We start from the raw sequence: 22,530 nt of genomic DNA, 5'->3' as shown, positions 1-22,530 counted from the left end.
ACGGTCTTCTCCACATAAAAATGCACGACGAACACAGCGTGAAATACAGTGATAGTATTTTGTATCAACCAAACTTATTTGACGCTTTCTTGCAATTGCCATAAGACACCCTGCTCGTTTTTTGTACTAAACAAAGGCTAGCCTCTAACTCCGTAAAGTGCAAAATTAAGATGGGTGTCTTGTTTATTTATCTTGTTTATTTAGATGCCAACATAAAAATGCACGTCGCACGCACCGCGAAATACAATGGTAGTATTTTGTATCAACCAAACTTACTTGACGCTTTCTTGCAATCACCATAAGACACCCTGCTCGTTTTTCGCACTAAATAAAGGCTAGCCTCTAACTTCGAAAAGTGCAAAATTTAGTATGGGTGTCTTGTTAATTTCTGTTAATTTCATTTAAATTTAGGATGGGTGTCTTGTTTAATTTGTGCATCATAATGAAAATCGTCTGAGGTAAATAACCGAGGCTTGCCTTTGCTGCGTTTTAGTCGGCGCTTTTCTTGCTCCGTTTCGTATGTTTCGCTGGCTTTAAACAGCGGATTTCGTTTTCTAAATTGGTTATCTGCAATGTACGTATCGAACCCACTTTGCGCCATAAATCCAAGATTCACTTCGCTGTTAAACCCACTGTCTGCAGTGAATTTAATAGTATGTTCATCTGCGCGTTTTTCTGTATTGAGTTTAGCGAGTTGCTGTTTTAATTGTGCAACAGCTGGCTGTAAAGTTTGTTGTTCGCCCACTGAACCCCATGCTTGTGCTTGCAGGATGATTTGGTGTTTATCGTCATTAATAGCGATGCCGTTGTAGCCTTGGATTGTGCCTTTTGAGGTAGTCATTTTTGCACTATCTGGATCAGTGATATTACTTTTAACAGGCTTGCCTTTACTGCCTGTTTTTTCTTTGTGAGTGGCTAAGAACTCGGTAATTTTACCTGCACTTTTATCTAGCTTTTCTTTTTGTTTTAAATCCTGAGTTATCAATTCTTCGCCCAGCCCATCTTGTGATTGGTGGCGTTCAATAATACGTTTGCTTGCGCGTTCTAGTTTTGCTTTTTTGCGGCTTAACTCATCGAATGTGCCGCTCCACTCTTTACTCGCATTGGACTTTAATTTACACCCATCAATGGCAAACATGTTGCGGCCTATCAAGTCTTCCTCATCACATATCATCAGCACTTGCGTAAAAATCGGCTCAATCTGTTCATGCATTTTAGCAACGAAGCCTGCTATTGATGTGTAATGCGGCTGGATATCTCCCGACACACTCATAAATAAAATGTTCGTCTCACACGCTTTAGCAATTCGACGGCTACTGATCAAACCATGTGCATAGCCCAGTAAAATAATCTTTAGCATTACCGAAGGTGGATACGCCGCCGCGCCCGTTTTGTCATTGTTGTACCACGCGTCAAACCCCGATAAATCGAGTTTATTTTCGACAATATAACAAAGGGCATACTCAAAAGTGCCAGGCAGAATTTGCTCAGCGAAATTGATAGGAATGAATTTATTTTGACAGGATAAGTCAGGCTTGTAGTTAGCCATAACAGTTTACCGTGGGTGAATAATATCTATTAGATCACAGCGAACAGATGGATTCAAGGTTAAAAAGCAACCAACCAAGAATAGTTGGATACGTTCCTAAAAAGAGTAATTCTACAGCCTCAACGCCCTGTTAACAGGCAATAAAATAGTTGGTTAAAATAAGCGACGAAGGAGCAAAAACCAACTGTTTTTTGTCCTTGTTTAACAGCTTGTTATACCTACATTATACGGGAGAGTTCAACTCTCTATTCCGTTTTATTCTATCGTGGATATTGCTAGCAACAACCGATGCAGCTATACCCAATATAAAAGCAAGTATGTAATCTAGAAATTTTAACCACCAAGGTGCTTTATTTTGACCCAAAGCATCTCTTACTGCGCTTATTTGGCTTTCAGTCATCTCTTTTAATACTTGTGATTTTTCATATTCAGTTTGTATCATTTTCGATTCTAGGTGCGTCTGTTTCATGTCACTTTTAATATCGGATAAATATTTTTCCAAACTTTTGATACTTTGCAATGCGCCTTCAACGTTTTTTATTCTTGAGTCCAGCCCTGAATCATTTGCGTACTGTGGAGCTACGTATGAATAAATAGAAATAGAAAGACCTAAAAATGTAATGATCATTGAAAGCCATGCAAATAAAAGATTTTTCTTCTCTTTTTCTTTTGACTTGAATATTTTTTGCGCCATAAAAGAACTATGTAAATCTAACGCTTGATCAATATTAACCTTTTGATAAACCCTTACAAGTGAATAGCCAATATCATTAAGTACATCCATAAAATAAGCAATGTCATCAGGATTAACTACTGCTGAAGTAATTAATATAAACCCTTCAAATTCAGCCTTAATTCTTTCAGCGTTATAAGCAATTCTCTTTAAGTCTTTTTTACTCAGATTTCTACGATGTTTAACTTCGACAGCAGCATTATGTTGTTTACCAGAATCATCTTTAACAAAAGACTTAAAATCGTAGCCCAAATCTTGGTATTGATTTTCAGGGGTGTATATTACCGATAAGTCATCTTGTCTCTGTATGAAATCTAATGCTAATTCTTCAAACTTTTTTCCAGAAAGATCATATATATCGATAGTGCTCATAATTAGAGTACAACTCCTTGTAGGTATAACAATTTTGTCTACGACATTTGTCGTTTTATAAACCGATAAATGTCCATATATTACAGTGCATTTATCTTAACCATCAAATAAACACCTGTAAACAATTAGTTAACTGGAAATTATTTTTAATCAATGCACAAATGCACCGAAATGGTGGAGATCAGTAATATTGGACAAAACAACAAGCACTGTCTATATATACAGTTAACTTTTACTAGAGATTCATATCATGAAATCACCTTTTTTAACTATGGTAGCCGAACAAATGTATCTAAAGCGTTATGCTAAAAGTACCATTAAAGCGTATTTATACTGGATAGCTTCGTTTATTCGATTTAACTCTATGAGGCACCCAACAACGATGGGACATAATGAGGTCGAACTTTTTTTTAGCTTTTTTAAACTCGTTTAGTCAACCAACAAAATGTTGCTCCTAACACTCAAACACAAGCCTTAAATGCGTTGAGCTTTTTATTTAAAAAAGTGATTAAAAAGCCACTCTCATTAGGTTTTATTAAGAGCAAACGAGCAACTAGTTTTACAACAAATTGCCAATGCCATTATCAGCCCTTTTTCAAGATTATAAACTCCCCGATTCAAAACAAAAAAGCACAGCCCACAAGCGCCATGCTTTTTAAATAAACCTTAATCCAGATCGGTTTACAAACGAATCCCACCGTCTATTTCTACCACGCGACCGGTAAAAAAGTCGTTTTCGATAATGTATTGTGCGGTATGGGCAATTTCGTCGCTTTCGCCTAAGCGCCCTACTGGCGTTACTGCAAGCATACGTTGTTTGGCTTCGGGCTTCATGGCGTCGGTCATGGCGGTGCTAATTACACCTGGTGCAATAGCGCCAACGCGTATACCAAAGCGGCCAAGTTCTTTAGCCCATGTGGTGGTAAGTGCCACTACGCCTGCTTTTGATGCTGCGTAGTTTGTTTGGCCTATGTTACCTGCGCGCGCTACGCTCGACATATTAACAATTACGCCGCCTTTGCCTGATTCAATCATGTGGCTTGCAGCTTCGCGCCCTGCTAAAAACACACCGGTCAGGTTTACATCAATCACTGATTGAAATTGCTCAAGAGACATTTTTTTAACGACCTTGCCATCTTTAGCCTTTATAAACATGCCGTCGCGTAAAATACCGGCGTTGTTTATAAGCACACCAATGTGGCCAAAATCGCTGTTGATGGTATTAAATACGTTTTCTACTTCGCTCTCATTTGTTACGTTTGCGGCATAACCTTTAATATTGCTGGTTACACCTTCAAGCTGTGTCAATTGCTCGCATGCGTTGTTTAATAAGTCTTGTGCCATATCTATTAAAGCAATGTTAGCACCCATAAGTGCAAACTTTTGCGCCATTGCAAAGCCTAAACCTTGTGCGCCACCGGTTATTACTACCGTGTTATTTTTAATTTCCACGCGTTGCTCCTACTTAGAAAACAGTTTAAAAATGGCACTAAAGTCATCACTACCTGCACCATGGTGCTGTAGCATAGTGTATAAATTTTTAGCCATTGAACCCATAGGGGTTGATGAATTACTTTGCTGCGCGGCTTCCATGGCAAGGCCTAGATCTTTAGCCATTAAATCGACCATAAAGCCTGGTTTGTAATCGTTACTTGCAGGGGCTGTATCCATTACACCTGGGCAAGGGTTGTAAAGTTCAAGCGTCCAGTTTCGCCCAGAACTTGCGGTCATGATGTCGCTAAGTACTTTAGGATCGAGGCCGTTATTAATACCCATTTGCAGTGCTTCACTGGTGCCTGCCATTAAAATACTAAGTAGCATGTTATTACATATTTTTGCTACTTGCCCTGCGCCAATATCGCCTGCATGAAATATGTTTTTACCCATATCACTCAGCACTGTATTTGCTTTATCGAACGCGGCTTTTTCGCCGCCTACAATAAAAGTAAGTGTACCTGCAGTTGCGCCTGCAACGCCGCCCGATACCGGTGCATCTACAAAGCTTATGCCTTGTTTGCCAAGTGCGCTGCCTACAGTGCGTGCTGATTCTGCATCTATTGTTGAGCAATCAATTACTAATGTATTGTTGCTCAGCACGTTAATTAGGCCGTTGTCGTCATTATTACCTAAGTAAAGCGACTTAACATGTTTGCCCGCAGGTAACATACTAATAAGTACGTCAGCATTGGTTGCGCACTGCTTTGCATCAACTGCTGCTTTAGCGCCTTTACTTGCAAGCTCATTTACAACCGACTGGTTTAAATCGAACACGCTAACAGTATGCCCAGCTTTAATTAAGTTAGCCGCCATTGGGCCGCCCATATTACCTAAGCCGATAAAACCAATATTTAGTTTAGTCATCGTCTTTCCTTTATTTGTGTGTTGGCGTGTCTAAGCCATTGAGAGGGTGGTTTTCGCCAAAGCGGTTAGCAAAAAAGCTATCTATTATTGTTTGTGGTACATCACTAAGTGTTTTGTATTGCCAATTAGGTGCGCCGTCTTTATCTATTAATAGCGCTCTTACACCTTCTTGAAATTCACCTACTTCGCCAGCGCGAACCGACATACCCAGCTCCATTTTAAAACACGCTAATAAGCTTTTGCCTTTACTTGTTTTTAATTGCTCACTAACGAGTGCGCAACTTAGTGGGCATCCGTGTTTAAGTGACTTTTGGGCGCGTTGTAGCCATTTATCGTCAGTAGCTAGCCCTAAAATATAATCAACTTGCTCCTGCAAGGTTGTAAATTCACCCAGCTTTTGAATCGTTTTTAAATTAGCTTTTATATTGCCTTTTGGCATACGCGCAGATTGGTTGTCTAAATCGGTTAACAACTTAGTTAAGCGCTCATGATTTAAGCTTGCGGTTTTACCCCACTTTGCAGTTAAAATTTGCTCAAGCATGGCATCATATTTAGTGCTGTCGATGAAGTGATCGGCAAGCGATACAAAACGCGCGTCGTCGCAGTTAATTGATGCCGACGTTAGCCCTAAAAATAGCCCCACACTTTGTGGCATTTTATGTAAAAAGTAACTGCCGCCTACATCAGGGTATAAACCTATGGTTTGCTCTGGCATGGCAATGCGTGATGTTTCGGTTACAACGCGGTGGCTAGCACCGGCCATTAGCCCTAAACCGCCGCCCATTACTATGCCGTTACCCCAAACAAGGATTGGTTTATCAAAGGTATGAATAAGGTAATCAAGCTTGTACTCTAGCGTAAAGAACTCTTCAACTAAGCTTGTTGGTTTACCTTGTGCCATTGCATGATGAAGGCTTACAACATCGCCACCAGCACAAAATGCTTTATCGCCAGCGCCTTTTAACAACACCATTGCAATAGCATCATCGTCTTGCCAAGCTTGCAATTGCGGCTCAAGTAATTTGATCATCTCAAAATTAAGTGCATTTAACGCTTTTGGCGCATTGAGTGTAATAAGCCCAATTAAACTGCCGTTTTCTGCGGTTGCGGTTTCAAATATCACGGGCTCTTCGGCGTTATTTAATACTGTTAAAGCACTCATTAGCCATTTACCCAGTTAGCGCGGCGTTTTTCTAAAAAGGCATTTACGCCTTCTTGTTGATCTTCGGTATCAAATAAACCAACAAATAATTCACGTTCAAGAGGCAATACACTTGCCATTGGTTGATGACGCCCTTTTTGAATCAATATTTTACACGCTGCTACTGAGCTTGGACTTTGATCGACCACTTGGTTAGCTAGTTTTAATGCAGCTGCAAAGCTTTCGCCTTGTGGAACTACTTCTTCTACTAAGCCAATTTGCAGGGCTTTATCGGCTTTTAAGCGCTCGCCGCATAAAATCATGCGCTTTGCCCAGCCTTCGCCTACAAGCCATGCTAAATTTTGTGTACCACCCGCACACGGTAATAACCCTACTTTAGCTTCAGGCAATGCCATTTGTGCTTGTTCTTCAGCAATACGTATATCGCACGCTAGGGCAACTTCTAGCCCGCCGCCCATTGCATAGCCGTTTATGGCCGCAACCGACACGCCTCTAAAATTAGTAAGCGCTTCAAATGCTTCACCAAATACACGCGACATATCAGCGGCTACGCCTTTATCGCCACCAGCAAATACGTTTAGGTCGGCACCCGCGCTAAAAAACTTCTCGCCTTCACCAGTCAGTACTAATGCATAAATATTTTTATTATTATTAAGCGCGTTAACGGTATTTTTTAAATCAACTAGGGTGTCTTTTGTCCAGGTGTTTGCTGGCGGGTTAGACATAGTTAAAATAGCAACATGACCTTCGGTTGTTAGTTCAATACTCGGATTAGATTTAGATTCTGACATACATTGCTCCTTATAAAACGTCGCTTGCAGACTCAGCCAAAATACGGCGCGCAATAATTACACGCATAATTTCGTTAGTGCCTTCTAAAATTTGATGAACACGTACATCACGTACATGGCGCTCAAGCGGGTATTCTTTTATGTAACCGTAACCACCATGAATTTGCAGTGCGTCGTTACACACAGTAAAGCCAACATCGGTAGCAAAGCGTTTAGCCATGGCGCAGTAAGTGGTTTTTTCAACGTCGTTATTATCAAGTTTAAATGCAGCAAGCCTAACCATTTGGCGCGCAGCTACAAGCTCGGTGTTCATATCGGCAATTTTAAATTGCAACGCTTGAAACGCAGCCAATGGTTTACCAAATTGCGTGCGTTCTTTTAAATATTCACGGGCGGTATTAAGCGCCGCTTGCGCTGTACCAATTGAACATGTGGCAATGTTAATTCGACCGCCATCAAGGCCTTGCATCGCAAATTTAAAGCCTTCGCCCTCAGCCCCTAATAAGTTATGCGCAGGAATGCGTACATCTTCAAAGCTAATTAGGCGTGTAGGTTGTGCGTTCCAACCCATTTTTTCCTCTGCTTTGCCGTATTCAACGCCTTTTGCGTCGGCAGGCACTACAAATGCCGAAATACCCGCTGCGCCTTCGCCGCCTGTACGTGCCATTACCACTAATACTTCGGTTTCGCCAGCGCCCGATATAAACATTTTTGAGCCGTTAATAACGTACTCATCGCCCTCAAGCACAGCTTTTGTTTTAAGTGATGCGGCATCTGAACCCGAACCTGGCTCTGTTAAACAATAAGAGGCAAGTAGCTCGCCCATTACTAATTGCTCTACGTATTGGTCTTTAACTGCATCGGTACCAAAACTTGCTACCATCCACGTGGCCATATTATGAATGGTCAACATGGCCGTGGTTGCTGTACAGCCCATAGCGAGCTGTTCAAAAATAATGCTCGAATCTAAACGAGATAAACCAAGGCCGCCGGCTTCCTCTGGCGTGTATAAACCGCAAAAACCAAGCTCGCCTGCTGCTTTAATCGTGTCTTTAGGAAAAATATGTTCGCGGTCCCACTTTGCTGCATAAGGTGCGAGTTCTGACTCGGCAAATTGTCGTGCTGTTTGCGCAAAGGCTTGTTGATCTTCTGATAAATTAAAGTCCATGGTAGAGACCTCTTTAGTTGTGTGTTTGTTGTTGTGTGTCGTTTTCCCATTACAGGAATAGTTAGTGATGAGCGGCGAAGACTTATGTGTGTTGTGTGTGAAGTAGCCTTCGCGCCCATCTTTATTATTAGTTATTTAGTTATTCGTTTTAATAAAAATTATTTTAAGTTAATGCTCATGTTTGGACCCGAAGCAATATCATCTTCAAACCAACGTGAGGTAATCGTTTTAGTTTCTGTGTAAAAACGAATACCTTGCTTACCGTACGTGTGCGTATCGCCGTAAAACGAGCCTTTCCAACCAGTGAACGAAAAGAACGGAAGTGGCACCGGAATTGGTACATTAATACCTACTTGCCCTACTTCAATTTCGTGTTGGAATTTACGAGCTACTGCGCCGCTTGAGGTAAATAACGAGGTACCGTTACCGTAAGGGCTGTCGTTAATAAGTGCGATTGCTTCATCAAGCGTGTCTACAAACATACACGCTAGTACTGGGCCAAATATTTCTTCTTTGTATAAATCCATCTCTTTGGTTACGTCAGTAAATAACGTTGGGCCAACCCAGTTACCTTGCTCAAAGCCTTCAACCGTAAAGTTAGAACCATCAATTAAACAGGTAGCGCCTTGCTCTTTACCACCAGCAATAAGCGATAAAATACGCGATTTTGCTGCTTTTGATGTTTGTGGTCCGTATGCCGCGTTTGCATCATCCCACACGCCTGGGCGTACATTTTCAAAGCCTGCTTTAATTTCATCTACCCACTGACTTGCTTGACCTACAAATACAGCAACCGAAATACCCATACAACGCTGACCAGCAGCACCTACCGATGCGCCTACTAGGTTGTTTACGACATGCGATTTACTTGCATCTGGCATAATAACCATGTGGTTTTTAGCGCCAACACACGCTTGCACGCGTTTAAGATTTTGTGTGCCTTTAGAATAAATATAAGCACCTACACCACACGAGCCAACAAACGAAATAGCGCGCACTGCTTTATCTTCTAGTAAGCGGTCTACTTGTGGTTTTGTACCGTGAACAACTTGTAATACGCCTTTTGGTGCGCCGGCTTCAATAAATAGCTCTGCTAAGCGCATTGGTGTAAGTGGATCTTGTTCAGACGGTTTTAAAATAAAGGTGTTACCACACACAATAGCCAGCGGGAACATCCAAAGTGGGATCATTGCAGGGAAGTTAAACGGGGTAACGCCGGCACACACGCCAAGTGGCTGCATGTAAGAATACGTATCGATTTTGCGCGCTACGTTTTCCATTGTTTCACCCATCATTAATGATGGTGCGTTAGCGGCTTGTTCTACTACTTCAATACCACGCCAAACATCGCCTTTTGCATCTTCAAACGTTTTACCCAATTCGTGGCAAATAATGGTAGCAAGCTCATCGTGATGTTCTTTTAATAGCGCTGCGTACTTCATCATAATGCGAGCACGTTCAGTAATGGGTACGTCTTTCCATGTTTTAAACGTCTCTGAGGCTGAGGCAATTGCCGCGTCCATTTCTGATTCTGTGGTACATGGCACTTGTGCAAGTACTTCTTGAGTTGCTGGGTTTATAACATCGATAAGCTCTTTTGACGCTGATTGAATAAATTCGCCATTAATAAGTAGTGGTACTTGGTGCATGATTAAATCCTAGTGTGTGAGTTGTGTGTTCTCTTTTAAAATTGGTAGCGCCGCTTTGTTAGTATTATGAGTGCAGCGCCTTTATAGTTATTCGTTAAAGTATTCGCCTAGCTATTCATGTAACCCTAATTAGTAAGCTTCTACGGCCATAGCAACCGCTTCACCGCCACCAATACATAAAGACGCAATGCCTTTTTTAAGGCCTCGGTTTTTAAGGGCATGAATAAGCGTTACTAAAATACGCGCGCCGCTTGCACCAATTGGATGACCCAATGCACATGCACCGCCGTTAACGTTTACTTTGCTTTCATCAAGTTTTAACTCGTTAATAGCCAGCATGGTTACCATGGCAAATGCTTCGTTAATTTCCCAAAGGTCAACGTCGTTTACAGCCCAGCCTGCTTTTTCAAGCACGCTGCTTATTGCACCTACTGGCGCTACTGTAAATTCACTTGGTTTTTGAGAGTGAGTACTGTGCGCTACAATTTTACAAAGCGGTGTTAAACCCTGCTCTTTTGCTTTTGATTCGCTCATTAATATAAGCGCTGCGCCACCGTCTGATATTGACGATGAATTAGCCGCTGTAATGGTGCCGTCTTTTTTAAAGGCTGCACGTAAGGTAGGAATTTTTTCTGGGCGGGCGTTACCTGGTTGCTCGTCAATCGAAACAGTTACATCGCCTTTGCGTGTTTGCATCGTATGCGGGGCAACTTCGTTATCAAAACTGCCATTTTGTATTGCTGCTTTTGCTTTACTTAATGAGCCTAATGCAAACGCATCCATTTGCTCACGACCAATGCCGTACTCGTCGGCGGTGTCTTGTGCAAAACAACCCATTGCTTTGTTGTCGTAAGCATCTTCAAGGCCGTCGCTCATCATGTGATCTTTTATTTCGCCGTGACCCATTCGCATACCGCCACGTGCTTTTGGAATAAAGTACGGTGCGTTTGTCATGCTTTCCATGCCACCGGCAATGGCAGATTGGATAGAGCCTGCTTTAATTAAATCGTTTGCAAGCATGGCGGCTTTTAAACCAGAGCCACATACTTTGTTAATTGTTGTAGCGCCAGTGCTAAGTGCAAGGCCTGCTTTTAACATTGCTTGGCGTGCGGGCGCTTGCCCAAGCCCTGCTGGTAATACACAGCCCATAATTACTTCATCTATTGCATCATTAGCTAAACCAGTTTGTGCAAGTGCACTGGCAATGGCGGTAGCGCCAAGCTCGGTAGACTGCGCATCACTTAACGCTCCCATAAAACCACCCATTGGGGTGCGTTTTGCTGCTACAATTACCACTGATTCTAAAGTCATAACTAACTCCGTTGTAATTTAATGCAAATAATTGTTAGTATATTTGCTCTATTAATTTAGTATTCATTTATTATTTAATACCTACACACAATACTAACGTTTACGCCAACGTCAACTAAAAACAGCTTAATTTTTAGTTTTATAAGTGTAAGCATTATTTTCCAGCTGTTAGGCCACACTGAGGAAATAAAATTAACCTACTGAAAATTAATAAAATAAGTTAACTCTTCGCGCCAACACTCCTTTATAAATAGTTTCAAAACACACCAAGCTTTACCTTTACGTAAACTTCACTTATATTGGAGTTATTCGAATGAGGTAAATACAATTATGAAACCAGATAATCAAACAAACTTTGCAAGCTCAGCCAAAATGCCGGCTAGTAATGAACAAACATTTAGCATTAGCGAACTCGCTAAAGAATTTGACATTACAACCCGCTCTATTCGCTTTTACGAAGATCAAGGGTTAATAACGCCTGATCGTAATGGTCAAACACGTATTTATTCAAAACGCGACAAAGTGCGTTTAAAACTAATATTACGTGGTAAACGATTGGGCTTTACGCTTGCTGAAACAGGCCGTTTGTTTGAACTGTACGACGCTGATAAGTCGAGTGCTAAGCAGCTGGTTACCATGCTTGATTTAATAGCCGATAAAAAGTCTGACCTATCTCAACAAATGGACGACATTAAAGTTGTTCTTATGGAGTTGGTGACGGCCGAGCGCCGCTGCAGAGACACACTGAACAAAATAGACGAGTAGCCTATTTTAAGAATAACAACACACTGACGACACACAGGAATGAATCATGAGCACTATTTCACTATATAAAGAAATGAACTTTGGCCTTGGCGAAACCGCCGATATGATCCGCGACCACGTAAACAGTTTTGCGAGTCAGGAAATTGCCCCTCTTGCTGAAAAAACTGACTTAGATAACGCTTTTCCAAATCAACTTTGGACTCAAATGGGCGAAATGGGCGTACTAGGTATGACCGTATCTGAAGAACTTGGCGGCGCCGGTTTAGGTTACTTAGAACATGTTATTGCTATGGAAGAAATTAGCCGTGCCAGTGCCTCTATAGGGTTAAGCTATGGAGCACACTCAAATCTGTGTGTTAATCAAATTAACCGTAACGGCACACAAGCTCAAAAAGAAAAATACTTACCAAAGCTTATTAGTGGCGAGCACATTGGTGCTCTTGCAATGAGCGAGCCTAATGCGGGCTCTGACGTTGTATCGATGAAACTTAAAGCCGAAAAAAAAGGCAATAAGTACATTTTAAATGGCAACAAAATGTGGATCACCAATGGCCCCGATGCACACACACTAGTAATTTACGCTAAAACAGATTTAAACGCCGGCGCTAAAGGTATTACCGCGTTTATTGTTGAGAGCAACTTTCCTGGTTTTTCTACGGCGCAAAAGCTCGACAAACTGGGCATGCGTGGCTCAAACACCTGTGAGCTAGTATTTGAAAACTGTGAAGTACCCGAGGAAAACATTTTAGGTAACTTAAACGAAGGCGTTAAAGTACTTATGAGTGGCCTTGATTACGAACGCGTAGTACTTGCAGCTGGCCCGCTTGGCATAATGCAAGCGTGTATGGACATAGTGGTACCGTATATTCACGAGCGTAAACAATTTGACACTCCTATTGGTCAATTTCAGTTAATTCAGGGCAAAGTAGCCGACATGTATACACAAATGAATGCGGCGCGCTCATATGTATATACGGTAGCTCGCTCTTGTGACCGTGGTGAAACAACCCGTAAAGATGCAGCAGGTGCCATTTTATATGCCGCAGAGCTTGCGACTAAGATGGCGCTTGATGCGATTCAAATTTTAGGCGGAAATGGTTACATAAACGAATACGCAACAGGCCGCCTGCTTCGTGATGCTAAATTATACGAAATTGGTGCAGGTACATCAGAAATACGCCGCATGCTTATTGGCCGCGAACTTTTTACTGAAAGCCGTTAAGGATTAAACCATGACGATTTTAAAATCGAGCGTTAATCCTCACGATCCAACGTTTGTTCAAAACCATAAAAACATGTCGGCGCTGTTGGATGATTTACGCAGCAAAGTAGCAACAATTAGCCAAGGCGGAGGCGCTGCATTAAAGGAGCGCCACGAAGGCCGTGGTAAATTATTTGTACGCGACCGTATAAGTACATTAATTGACGAAGGCTCACCGTTTTTAGAAATATCGCAATTTGCTGCCTTTGGTGTGTACGAACAAGCAATACCGTGCGCCGGTGTTGTAGCCGGTATTGGCCGTGTTAAAGGCATTGAATGCATGATTATTGCAAACGATGCCACGGTTAAAGGCGGTACGTATTTTCCGCTTACCGTTAAAAAGCATTTACGCGCACAAGACATCGCAGAGCGCTGCCACTTACCGTGTATTTATCTTGTTGATTCGGGCGGTGCTAACCTGCCTGAGCAAGACGATGTATTTCCGGACAAGTTGCATTTTGGTCGTATTTTTTACAATCAAGCCCGTATGTCGGGTAAAGGAATTCCACAAATTGCCGTGGTAATGGGGTTATGTACCGCAGGTGGTGCGTACGTACCTGCTATGGCCGATGAAAGCATTATTGTAAAAGATCAAGGCACTATATTTTTAGCAGGTCCGCCGCTTGTAAAAGCAGCAACAGGCGAAGAAGTAACAGCCGAAGAACTAGGCGGTGCCGATGTGCACTGTAAAGTGTCGGGTGTTGCCGATCACTACGCTGAAAACGATGCTCATGCACTTTCTATTGCGCGCCAATGTATTGAGCGCATTAACTACACACGTCCGACCGCCCCTCTTCTAGAGGATGTAAAACCACCGCGTTACGATATTAACGAGCTTTACGGCATTGTAGGCACCGACCTTAAAAAGCCGTTTGATGTACGCGAAGTAATAGCGCGCACAGTGGACGACTCATCATTTGATGAATTTAAACGCTATTTTGGTGAAACGTTAGTCACCGGTTTTGCCAGCATTTATGGCAACCCCGTTGGCATAGTGGCTAATAACGGTATTTTATTTAGTGAGTCGGCGCAAAAAGGCGCGCACTTTATTCAGCTGTGTGCTCAGCGCAATATTCCTTTAGTGTTTTTACAAAATATTACCGGCTTTATGGTGGGTAAAAAATACGAAGCCGAAGGCATTGCAAAGCACGGCGCTAAAATGGTGATGGCGGTTTCGTGTGCTGATGTACCTAAATTTACAGTACTTATTGGCGGCTCTTACGGCGCCGGTAACTACGGAATGTGTGGTCGTGCATTTGAACCAACCATGATGTGGATGTGGCCTAATGCCCGTATTTCGGTAATGGGCGGCGAGCAAGCAGCGGGTGTAATGGCGCAAGTTAAACAAGATGGTTTAGCGCGTAAAGGCCAAAGCATGAGCAAGCAAGAAATCAGTGACTTTAAAAAGCCAATTATTGATCAATACGAAGAGCAAGGTCATCCGTATTACGCAAGCGCTCGTTTGTGGGACGACGGCATTATAGACCCTGCCGATACGCGTAATGTATTAGGGCTTGCGTTAACGGCTGCGAATAACGCACCAAAACGTGATTCGAAATTTGGCGTATTTAGAATGTAACCGGAGCGCAAAATGTCAGTAACACTACAAATAACAAAATCTAATGTGGCTGTACTTGTGTTAAGCCGCCCAGAAAAAAGAAACGCATTTAACAGTGAAGTAATACACGAGCTGATTCAGTGTATTGAACATGCAAATACGCTTGATATTCTTGCCCTGGTTTTAAAAACAGAGGGTAAACACTTTTCAGCCGGTGCCGATTTAGCCTGGATGAAATCGATGGCGGATAACAACTACGCCGATAACCTAGCTGATTCGATGCAATTGGCTAAATTAATGCAGGTGCTGGCAAACTCGCCCCACCCTACAATTTGTGCTGTGCAAGGTGCTGCTTTTGGTGGTGCACTGGGCTTAATTGCCTGTTGCGACATAGCCCTTAGTAAAGACGATGCGCAATTTTGTTTAAGTGAAGTAAAGCTTGGCCTTATTCCGGCGGTTATTAGTCCATACGTCATTAAAACCATTGGTGAGCGCGCTGCTCGCAGGTACTTTTTAACGGCTGAAGTGTTTGATGCACATACTGCTAAGCAACTTGGCTTAATTCATCAAGTAACCGGTAATTTAGACTGTGCACTCGATAATATGCTGCAAACACTGATTGATAACGGACCTGTTGCAGTAAAAGCCGCAAAAGCATTAATTAACGATGTAGCAAATAAACCAATAACCGATGAACTCATTGAGCTTACCGCAGAGCGTATTGCAAAAATTCGCGTATCTGAAGAAGGTCAAGAAGGGCTAAGTGCTTTTTTTGATAAACGCTCACCCGCTTGGCAACTGTAGGATTGATTATGAACACACAACGATTACAAAAAATACTGATTGCCAATCGTGGAGAAATTGCGTGCCGAGTAATGCGCAGCGCAAAACAAATGGGCTTAACCACGGTCGCGGTTTATTCTGATGCAGACAAACATGCCCGGCACGTAAAAATGGCCGATGAGGCTTACCATATTGGTGCTGCACCAAGTAAAGATTCGTATTTAGTAGCAGACAAAATTTTGCAAGTTGCCAAAGACTGCGGCGCTGATTGTATTCACCCAGGCTATGGTTTTTTATCTGAAAACAGCGAATTTGCTAAAGCCTGCGAAGCTAACAACATTGCTTTTATAGGACCACCAGCAAGTAGCATTGAAGCAATGGGGTCTAAAACCCGCGCTAAAGAAATAATGGCAGCTGCTAATGTGCCATTAGTACCTGGTTATTATGGTGATAAACAAGACCCTGTTTTTTTACAAAGTGAAGCTGAAAAAATTGGCTACCCTGTACTAATTAAAGCTGCCTTTGGCGGCGGTGGTAAAGGCATGCGCGTTGTACAAAAAGCAAAAGACTTTATGAGCGCACTACAAGGTGCGCAACGTGAAGCGATTGCCGGTTTTGGTAACGACTTAGTGTTATTAGAGCGCTATGTAAACCAACCTCGCCATGTAGAAGTGCAAGTATTTGCAGATAACTACGGTAACTGTGTTTATTTAGGCGATCGTGATTGTTCTTTGCAACGTCGTCATCAAAAAGTAATTGAAGAAGCCCCTGCTCCGGGTTTATCTGACGCACTACGCAAAGAAATGGGCGAAGCGGCTGTGCGTTGTGCATTGGCTATAAATTATAGAGGCGCAGGTACGGTTGAGTTTTTACTGTGTGGCGATGAATTTTTCTTTATGGAAATGAATACGCGCCTTCAAGTGGAGCACCCAGTGACCGAAATGGTAACGGGTGTAGATTTAGTCAATTGGCAAATTAATATTGCGGGTGGGCAAACACTGCCACTGACACAAAGTGATATTCAATTGCAGGGTCATAGCTTTGAAGCGCGTATATACGCAGAAGATCCAGCCAACGACTTTATCCCGTGCTCGGGCACTATTGAAGCACTACACACACCACTTAACAGTGAATTTGTACGCATTGATACAGGCATTGCACAAGGCGACGAAATTAGCCCATTTTATGATCCAATGATTGCAAAACTTATTGTGCACGATGACAATCGCGAACAAGCACTGAGCCGCTTACAACACGCCCTTGAGCAATTTCATTTAGCGGGTTTTAGCACTAACATTGGCTTTTTACATAATTTAGCAAGCCACCCCACGTTTAAACAAGGTGCGCCAAGTACACACTTTATTGCAGAGCAAGGCGACTCGTTAGTAGCGGTTGACGAATCGTTGTTGCAAGCAAGCCAACTTATTGGTGCGTTTGCACATTTAGAGTCGTTAACTAACACACAAAATGCGCCAAGCAGCGCAAGTCCGTGGCAACAACTGAGTGGTTTTGCACTCAATGCACCGCAAGCAATTAAAGTCCCTTTTACCGATTTACAGCTAAGCGCTATAAAAACCACAGCGGGCTATAATATTACGCATAACGAGGATGTATTTAGTTTACAAGGCACATTAAATAATAATCTTTGCAGTGTATTTATTAACGGTGAAAAACATAGCGCGCACGTAACTATTGTAGGTAATAATACTGTTGGCAATATTGTAACGGTGATGAATAAAGCACTGCAAACTAAGCTTGAACTAGTTGATAAACATTATATTAGTTCGCACGAAAGCGAAGCACTGCCACTTGCTGCGCCGCTTAATGGCACGGTAGTTAAGCACTTAATCGACATTGGTAGCACAATTACCAAAGGTGATGCGGTTGTTATTATTGAAGCCATGAAAATGGAATACACGCTTAACGCACCGCATGACGGTATTTTGAAAAGCTACTGTTTTGGTGAAGGCGAATTAGTAACGCATGGCGCTCTACTTGCGATAGTAGAAGATACAACAGAGGAAGGTGCATAATGAGTGCCTTTGCAAATAAAGTACGTATTGTTGAAGTTGGCGCGCGAGACGGCTTACAAAACGAAAAAACAGTAAGCACAGCCGATAAAGTAGCACTTATTAACGCCCTAAGTGCTGCTGGCTTAAAAGATATTGAAGCTGGCGCGTTTGTGTCACCCAAATGGGTGCCGCAAATGGCAGACTCAGCTGATGTAATATCAGCCCTTAATTTACCCGATGTAAATTTAAGCGCCCTTACACCTAACTTAAAAGGCGCACATGCAGCGCACGCTGTCGGCATTAAAGAGTTTGCTATATTTACAGCTGCGAGTGAGTCGTTTTGTCAAAAAAACATAAACTGCTCAATAGAGCAAAGTATTGAACGCTTTAGCGAAGTAATGGCGTTTGCTAAAGCTAATAATATCCGCGTACGTGGTTATGTAAGCTGTGTGCTAGGTTGCCCTTATGAGGGTGAGATTGACCCACTAGCAGTGCTGAGTGTGTCGCAAAAGCTGTTAGATTTAGGATGTTACGAAGTAAGTCTTGGCGATACCATTGGTGTTGGCACCGCTAAAAAAGTAACGCAGTTAATAGAGTTACTTTTAACGCACATTGATAAAGCCAAGTTGGCCGTGCATTTTCATGATACATACGGCCAAGCGCTCACAAATATTTACGCAGCCTTAAGCCTAGGTATAGCAACGGTTGACGCGGCAGTTGCAGGTCTTGGTGGCTGTCCTTATGCTAAGGGTGCGTCAGGAAATGTTGCCACCGAAGATGTAGTTTACTTACTGCAAGGGCTTGGCATTGAACACGGAATTGATTTACAAAGGTTAAGTGAGGCTGGCTGGGAGATAACCAAAGTACTTGGTAAGCAACCTGTGAGCAAAGTATCTGTGGCACTGCACACAAAATAACCTGAGCTCTGGATAATAAATCTATCTCGAGCAGCTATTTTCAGCACTAACTGCGTTGAATTTACTTGCAATAGGCCAGCTATTGACGCGTAAATTCGCCTTGTTTTCACTGAAAATCTCTGGCTAGAGAAAATAAATTTAAATATCACCCTGATTCATATGTTAGTAAATCTATTAACCAGAGTTCAGGTTAAATAGCTATCTTATGAAATGATGATTCAAGATAGTTAACAACAAATAGCACACAATGAGGAGAGACTCATGGCCGGTTTTGATAAGGTAGTTTATAGCTACGAAGCTGCAATGGAAGGATTAAAAGACGGCGATACCATTATTGCCGGTGGTTTTGGTTTATGTGGTATTCCTGAGGGCTTAATTAAACAAATTAAGCACATGCAAACAAAAAACTTAACTGTAGTATCTAATAACTGTGGTGTTGATGACTTTGGTTTAGGTATTTTATTACAAGACAAACAAATTAAAAAAGTAATTGCCTCGTACGTTGGCGAAAACGCCCTATTCGAGCAGCAGTTATTGAGTGGCGAAATTGATGTAGAGCTTACACCTCAAGGTACACTTGCTGAAAAAATGCGTGCTGGTGGCGCGGGTATACCTGCGTTTTACACCGCTACCGGTTACGGTACTCCTGTGGCTGAAGGCAAAGACGTAAAAGAATTTAATGGTCGCCCGTATATTTTAGAAGAGTCTATAACAGGTGAATTTGCCATAGTAAAAGCATGGAAAGCCGATCGTTACGGTAATTTAGTGTTTAGACACACCGCCATGAACTTTAATCCAATGGCAGCAACGGCTGGCAAAATTACCGTTGCCGAAGTAGAAGAAATTGTAGAGCCGGGTGAGCTTGAACCAAGCCAAATTCATACACCGGGTATTTTTGTAAATCGCGTTATTAAAGGCAACTTTGAAAAACGCATTGAACGTGTAACAACACGAGATTAAGCAGGAGCATAATTATGGCATTATCACGTGAACAAGTTGCAATGCGCGTTGCACAAGAACTTCAAGACGGTTACTACGTAAATTTGGGCATAGGAATTCCGACACTCGTCGCAAACTATGTACCGGATGATATTGAAGTTATGTTACAGTCCGAAAATGGCCTTTTAGGCATGGGTCCGTACCCTACTAAAGCAGAGCTAGATGCCGATATGATTAACGCGGGTAAAGAAACCGTGACAGCAGCTAAAGGTGCAGCCATATTTAATAGTGCAGATAGTTTTGCCATGATACGGGGTGGTCATGTAGACTTAACTGTTCTGGGTGCATTTGAAGTTGACCAGAACGGCAACATCGCATCGTGGATGATCCCTAAAAAGCTGATTAAAGGCATGGGTGGCGCGATGGATTTAGTCGCTGGCGCGAAAAATATTATTGTTACTATGACCCATGCAAGTAAGCATGGTGACTCTAAACTATTAGAGTCCTGCTCTTTACCGCTTACTGGCGTTAATTGCGTAAAAAAAATAGTAACAGATTTAGCCGTATTAGAAGTTAAAGACGGCGCATTTCATTTATTAGAACGCGCTCCGGGCGTTACTGTTGATGAAATCATTAGTAAAACAGCAGGTAAATTACTTGTTGACGGTGAAGTACCAGAAATGGTTTTTTAGTAACTTTTAATAAGTTAACTTAAAATAACGCTTTACCCTGTACCGACCTCATTCCCAGTGCCAATGGCGCTGAGTTACCCAAAATCCCTCTCACGAGGGATTTTTTTTATCTTTTGCCATTATTTTTACCGTCATTCATACATCTGTAGTAAATTTTATCTATAATACAAATATAAATTAAATGTAAGCGCTTAGATTCTTTGCACTATTTTGTGGATAGTCTGCACCTTTTTTGTGAACTAGCGTTGAATTTATTTTTAACCTACTGATATTTATACATTAAATAGTTGGTTCAAATTTTGCCTAAGTAAGGCGTCTCAATAAATTAAATAATTCTGGAAAACATGCAAACTCCTATTCGTGGCCTTCGCTCTTTTTGCTTTGCCGCAAGAAGCCTAAGTTTTAAGCATGCAGCTAATGAGCTGTACTTAACGCCGTCTGCGGTAAGCCATCAAATAAAACAACTTGAAGAACAACTTGGTATTGAGCTTTTTCAACGTAAAACGCGTTCAATTAGCTTAACCACAGCGGGTAAAAACTTTTTTGATGCGGTGTCTCCTATCATCACAATGTTAGAGAGCACTATTAATGAGTTTAGTCAGATGCAGCAAAATACAAATTTGACGATTACACTGCCTGAATTTTTTGCCAGCGAACTACTCATGCCTAAATTAAGTGAGTGGACGTCAGAGCACCCTAATATAAACCTGCAAATGGACACGCTTAAAACACGCAAAGAGTTAACGCGTCATAGCGATTTATCTATTGTATTGTCCTCTGGTAAACCTACTGAAGGATTAGCGACAGAGTTGTTTAACCTTGAATATATTCCTGCATGTAATAAAAAATTGCTCGATCAATGGAGGGACGATCATCGTCAAGCGCTTAACCAAGTCCCGCTGATCCTCCACAAAGCTCGTCCTTGGGCATGGCACCAATGGGCTGAAAAAGCGGGTATTGATGACTTTTCTCCCTCGCAGATTATTCAAATAGATAGCATGTTTGGTGTAGCCCGTGCAGCGCAGCAAGGTATGGGGATTGCCCTTATTCCACTGCCAATTAGCCAAAGTTGGTTAGATGAGCAATGGTTGTATAAATTATTTGAACAGCCTTTAACTACTAAAGATAAATACTATTTAGTGCAGCACGAATCAAGTACCCCTAATCACCCGCTTGATTTATTTGCAAAGTGGGTTGTAAGCACATTTAGAAAAATCCAAGAATAATCCTTTGTTAGGCGGGTTTATTAATACACCTAATTACGGGTTGTATTAATGGTTCGCTTAAATCTAATTTAAATTTTTGAATAATATTTTTATTTAAATACATAAACTTAAAACCACGCATTAGACTAAAGTCTATAGTTTAATTTTTTTCACTCATTGGTTTCGTTTTTATCGTTTGTCGAAAATAAAGTTAAATATTAAAGTTACTCCATCAACTCAAAACAACTTACATTAAATTGTTTTTAAGAGTAATAAATGCAACCTTTTGAGTTTTAGTAACTCATAAGTAGCAGTAAAAAATCTTTATATTGTGTGTGAAGATGTTGTCAGTGTGAAAAGCGGTTCAAGTTAGGTGGTGACTTAGCTTGAACTGTTTTTATTCTTGGCTCAAACCATATGATATGTAATACAAAGCTACCAAAGTGTAGCAAACAGAATCTTTATATTGTGTGTGAAGATGTTGTCAGTGTGAAAAGCGGTTCAAGTTAGGTGGTGACTTAGCTTGAACTGTTTTTATTCTTGGCTCAAACCATATGATATGTAATACAAAGCTACCAAAGTGTAGCAAACAGAATCTTTATATTGTGTGTGAAGATGTTGTCAGTGTGAAAAGCGGTTCAAGTTAGGTGGTGACTTAGCTTGAACTGTTTTTATTCTTGGCTCAAACCACACTATATGTAAAACAAAGCTACTTAAGCGTAGCAAACAGAATCTTTATATTGTGTGTGAAGATGTTGTCAGTGTGAAAAATGGTTCAAGTTAGGTGGTGACTTAGCTTGAACTGTTTTTATTCTTGGCTCAAACCACACGATATGTAATACAAAGCTACTTAAGCGTAGCAAACAGAATCTTTATATTGTGTGTGAAGATGTTGTCAGTGTGAAAAGCAGTTCAAGTTAGGTGGTGACTTAGCTTGAACTGTTTTTATTATTAAGCACATACATAATATAGTTATATACAGGTTAATACCTTTTAAAAAGCCCCGTAAGTTATAACTTACGGGGCTTTTTTAGTTAATTTTTTATTTGATACTCTTTTTTTAATTTACTTATTTGCACTTTATGTGAAAGCAAAAATGTATCAAATTGCTTAACTACCTCAGGATAGTCAATCGACGATAATAAAAAGGCTTGTAAATCTGTCGGCAATTCGTTTTGAAAATAAACGGGTCGGGTTAATTTGAAATATTTAACAATATTATAGTTGTAGTGGTCAATAAAATTTGGCCACAGTTTTAGAGTCTTTGTATCTAATCTCAGATTCATTTGGCGCTAAACCAGC

At 41.4% G+C, this 22,530-nt stretch carries 18 protein-coding genes and 4 pseudogenes; 11 read left to right on the top strand and 11 right to left on the bottom strand.

Features of this window, described 5'->3' with window-relative positions; translation table 11 throughout:
- The 4 genes and pseudogenes from I6E72_RS19305 to I6E72_RS19290 form a co-directional block, all read right to left on the bottom strand.
- A pseudogene (locus I6E72_RS19305) lies at positions 1-102 on the bottom strand (transposase); the annotation flags it as partial.
- 108 nt (positions 103-210) lie between these two features.
- Positions 211-300 (bottom strand): annotated as a pseudogene (locus I6E72_RS19300) (Mobile element protein); the annotation flags it as partial.
- Positions 301-436: 136 nt separating this feature from the next.
- A pseudogene (locus I6E72_RS19295) lies at positions 437-1,549 on the bottom strand (transposase); the annotation flags it as partial.
- Between the two features lie 223 nt (positions 1,550-1,772).
- Positions 1,773-2,654 (bottom strand): restriction endonuclease, encoded by an 882-nt coding sequence (locus I6E72_RS19290; RefSeq protein WP_165734986.1) that lies wholly within the window; start codon positions 2,652-2,654, stop codon positions 1,773-1,775.
- Between the two features lie 250 nt (positions 2,655-2,904).
- On the opposite strand from I6E72_RS19290, the gene I6E72_RS19950 reads away from it, so the two are divergent.
- Positions 2,905-3,087, top strand: a complete 183-nt coding sequence (locus tag I6E72_RS19950; RefSeq protein ID WP_442960310.1) for a phage integrase N-terminal SAM-like domain-containing protein — start codon at positions 2,905-2,907, stop codon at positions 3,085-3,087.
- Positions 3,088-3,125: 38 nt separating this feature from the next.
- A pseudogene (locus I6E72_RS19945) lies at positions 3,126-3,317 on the top strand (hypothetical protein); the annotation flags it as partial.
- 18 nt (positions 3,318-3,335) lie between these two features.
- Here I6E72_RS19945 and I6E72_RS19280 read toward each other — a convergent pair.
- The 7 genes from I6E72_RS19280 to I6E72_RS19250 all read right to left on the bottom strand — a co-directional run bounded on the left by I6E72_RS19280 (position 3,336) and on the right by I6E72_RS19250 (position 11,096).
- Positions 3,336-4,106 carry an SDR family oxidoreductase gene (locus I6E72_RS19280; RefSeq protein WP_149592399.1) on the bottom strand — a complete coding sequence of 257 codons (771 nt, stop codon included), beginning with the start codon at positions 4,104-4,106 and terminating at the stop codon, positions 3,336-3,338.
- Between the two features lie 9 nt (positions 4,107-4,115).
- Entirely contained in the window at positions 4,116-5,015 is a 900-nt protein-coding gene (gene mmsB / locus I6E72_RS19275; RefSeq protein WP_197113852.1) for a 3-hydroxyisobutyrate dehydrogenase, read from the bottom strand.
- 10 nt (positions 5,016-5,025) lie between these two features.
- Positions 5,026-6,177, bottom strand: coding sequence for an enoyl-CoA hydratase/isomerase family protein (locus I6E72_RS19270; protein ID WP_197113849.1), 1,152 nt, complete (start codon positions 6,175-6,177; stop codon positions 5,026-5,028).
- Entirely contained in the window at positions 6,177-6,968 is a 792-nt protein-coding gene (locus I6E72_RS19265; protein ID WP_197113847.1) for an enoyl-CoA hydratase, read from the bottom strand. Before I6E72_RS19265 ends, I6E72_RS19270 begins: the two co-directional genes overlap by 1 nt.
- 10 nt (positions 6,969-6,978) lie before the next feature.
- Positions 6,979-8,136 (bottom strand): acyl-CoA dehydrogenase family protein, encoded by a 1,158-nt coding sequence (locus tag I6E72_RS19260; protein WP_165727517.1) that lies wholly within the window; start codon positions 8,134-8,136, stop codon positions 6,979-6,981.
- Between the two features lie 158 nt (positions 8,137-8,294).
- Entirely contained in the window at positions 8,295-9,785 is a 1,491-nt protein-coding gene (locus I6E72_RS19255; RefSeq protein ID WP_165721568.1) for a CoA-acylating methylmalonate-semialdehyde dehydrogenase, read from the bottom strand.
- 129 nt (positions 9,786-9,914) lie between these two features.
- Positions 9,915-11,096 carry a thiolase family protein gene (locus tag I6E72_RS19250; RefSeq protein ID WP_008169213.1) on the bottom strand — a complete coding sequence of 394 codons (1,182 nt, stop codon included), beginning with the start codon at positions 11,094-11,096 and terminating at the stop codon, positions 9,915-9,917.
- Between the two features lie 330 nt (positions 11,097-11,426).
- Here I6E72_RS19250 and I6E72_RS19245 point away from each other — a divergent pair, with 330 nt between their 5' ends.
- The 9 genes from I6E72_RS19245 (at position 11,427) to I6E72_RS19205 (ending at position 21,249) form a co-directional block, all read left to right on the top strand.
- Positions 11,427-11,861: a MerR family transcriptional regulator gene (locus I6E72_RS19245; protein WP_024592405.1), complete on the top strand. Its 435-nt coding sequence runs from the start codon at positions 11,427-11,429 to the stop codon at positions 11,859-11,861.
- A 46-nt stretch (positions 11,862-11,907) separates the two neighbouring features.
- On the top strand, positions 11,908-13,083 hold the full coding sequence (locus tag I6E72_RS19240) for an isovaleryl-CoA dehydrogenase (RefSeq protein ID WP_197113844.1): 1,176 nt from the start codon (positions 11,908-11,910) through the stop codon (positions 13,081-13,083).
- 10 nt (positions 13,084-13,093) lie between these two features.
- Positions 13,094-14,701: a carboxyl transferase domain-containing protein gene (locus tag I6E72_RS19235; RefSeq protein ID WP_197113842.1), complete on the top strand. Its 1,608-nt coding sequence runs from the start codon at positions 13,094-13,096 to the stop codon at positions 14,699-14,701.
- Between the two features lie 12 nt (positions 14,702-14,713).
- Positions 14,714-15,484 carry an enoyl-CoA hydratase/isomerase family protein gene (locus tag I6E72_RS19230; protein ID WP_197113840.1) on the top strand — a complete coding sequence of 257 codons (771 nt, stop codon included), beginning with the start codon at positions 14,714-14,716 and terminating at the stop codon, positions 15,482-15,484.
- 8 nt (positions 15,485-15,492) lie between these two features.
- Complete coding sequence (locus I6E72_RS19225) at positions 15,493-17,496, top strand: acetyl/propionyl/methylcrotonyl-CoA carboxylase subunit alpha (protein WP_197113838.1); 2,004 nt, start codon at positions 15,493-15,495, stop codon at positions 17,494-17,496.
- Positions 17,496-18,392, top strand: a complete 897-nt coding sequence (locus I6E72_RS19220; RefSeq protein WP_197113836.1) for a hydroxymethylglutaryl-CoA lyase — start codon at positions 17,496-17,498, stop codon at positions 18,390-18,392. The genes I6E72_RS19225 and I6E72_RS19220 overlap by 1 nt, the downstream gene beginning before the upstream one ends.
- Positions 18,393-18,653: 261 nt before the next feature.
- Positions 18,654-19,352 carry a CoA transferase subunit A gene (locus tag I6E72_RS19215; RefSeq protein WP_007580250.1) on the top strand — a complete coding sequence of 233 codons (699 nt, stop codon included), beginning with the start codon at positions 18,654-18,656 and terminating at the stop codon, positions 19,350-19,352.
- Between the two features lie 14 nt (positions 19,353-19,366).
- The gene (locus tag I6E72_RS19210; protein ID WP_077537942.1) at positions 19,367-20,023 is read left to right on the top strand and encodes a CoA transferase subunit B; all 657 of its coding nucleotides are present in this window, start codon (positions 19,367-19,369) and stop codon (positions 20,021-20,023) included.
- 344 nt (positions 20,024-20,367) lie between these two features.
- The gene (locus tag I6E72_RS19205) at positions 20,368-21,249 is read left to right on the top strand and encodes a LysR family transcriptional regulator (protein ID WP_076923991.1); all 882 of its coding nucleotides are present in this window, start codon (positions 20,368-20,370) and stop codon (positions 21,247-21,249) included.
- Positions 21,250-22,530 lie beyond the last annotated feature (1,281 nt).

The organism is Pseudoalteromonas sp. NSLLW24, from assembly GCF_015864725.1.
GTDB lineage: Bacteria > Pseudomonadota > Gammaproteobacteria > Enterobacterales > Alteromonadaceae > Pseudoalteromonas > Pseudoalteromonas arctica.
The sequence above is the reverse complement of the archived record's forward strand: the minus strand, read 5'-3'. Positions and strand labels throughout refer to the sequence as shown.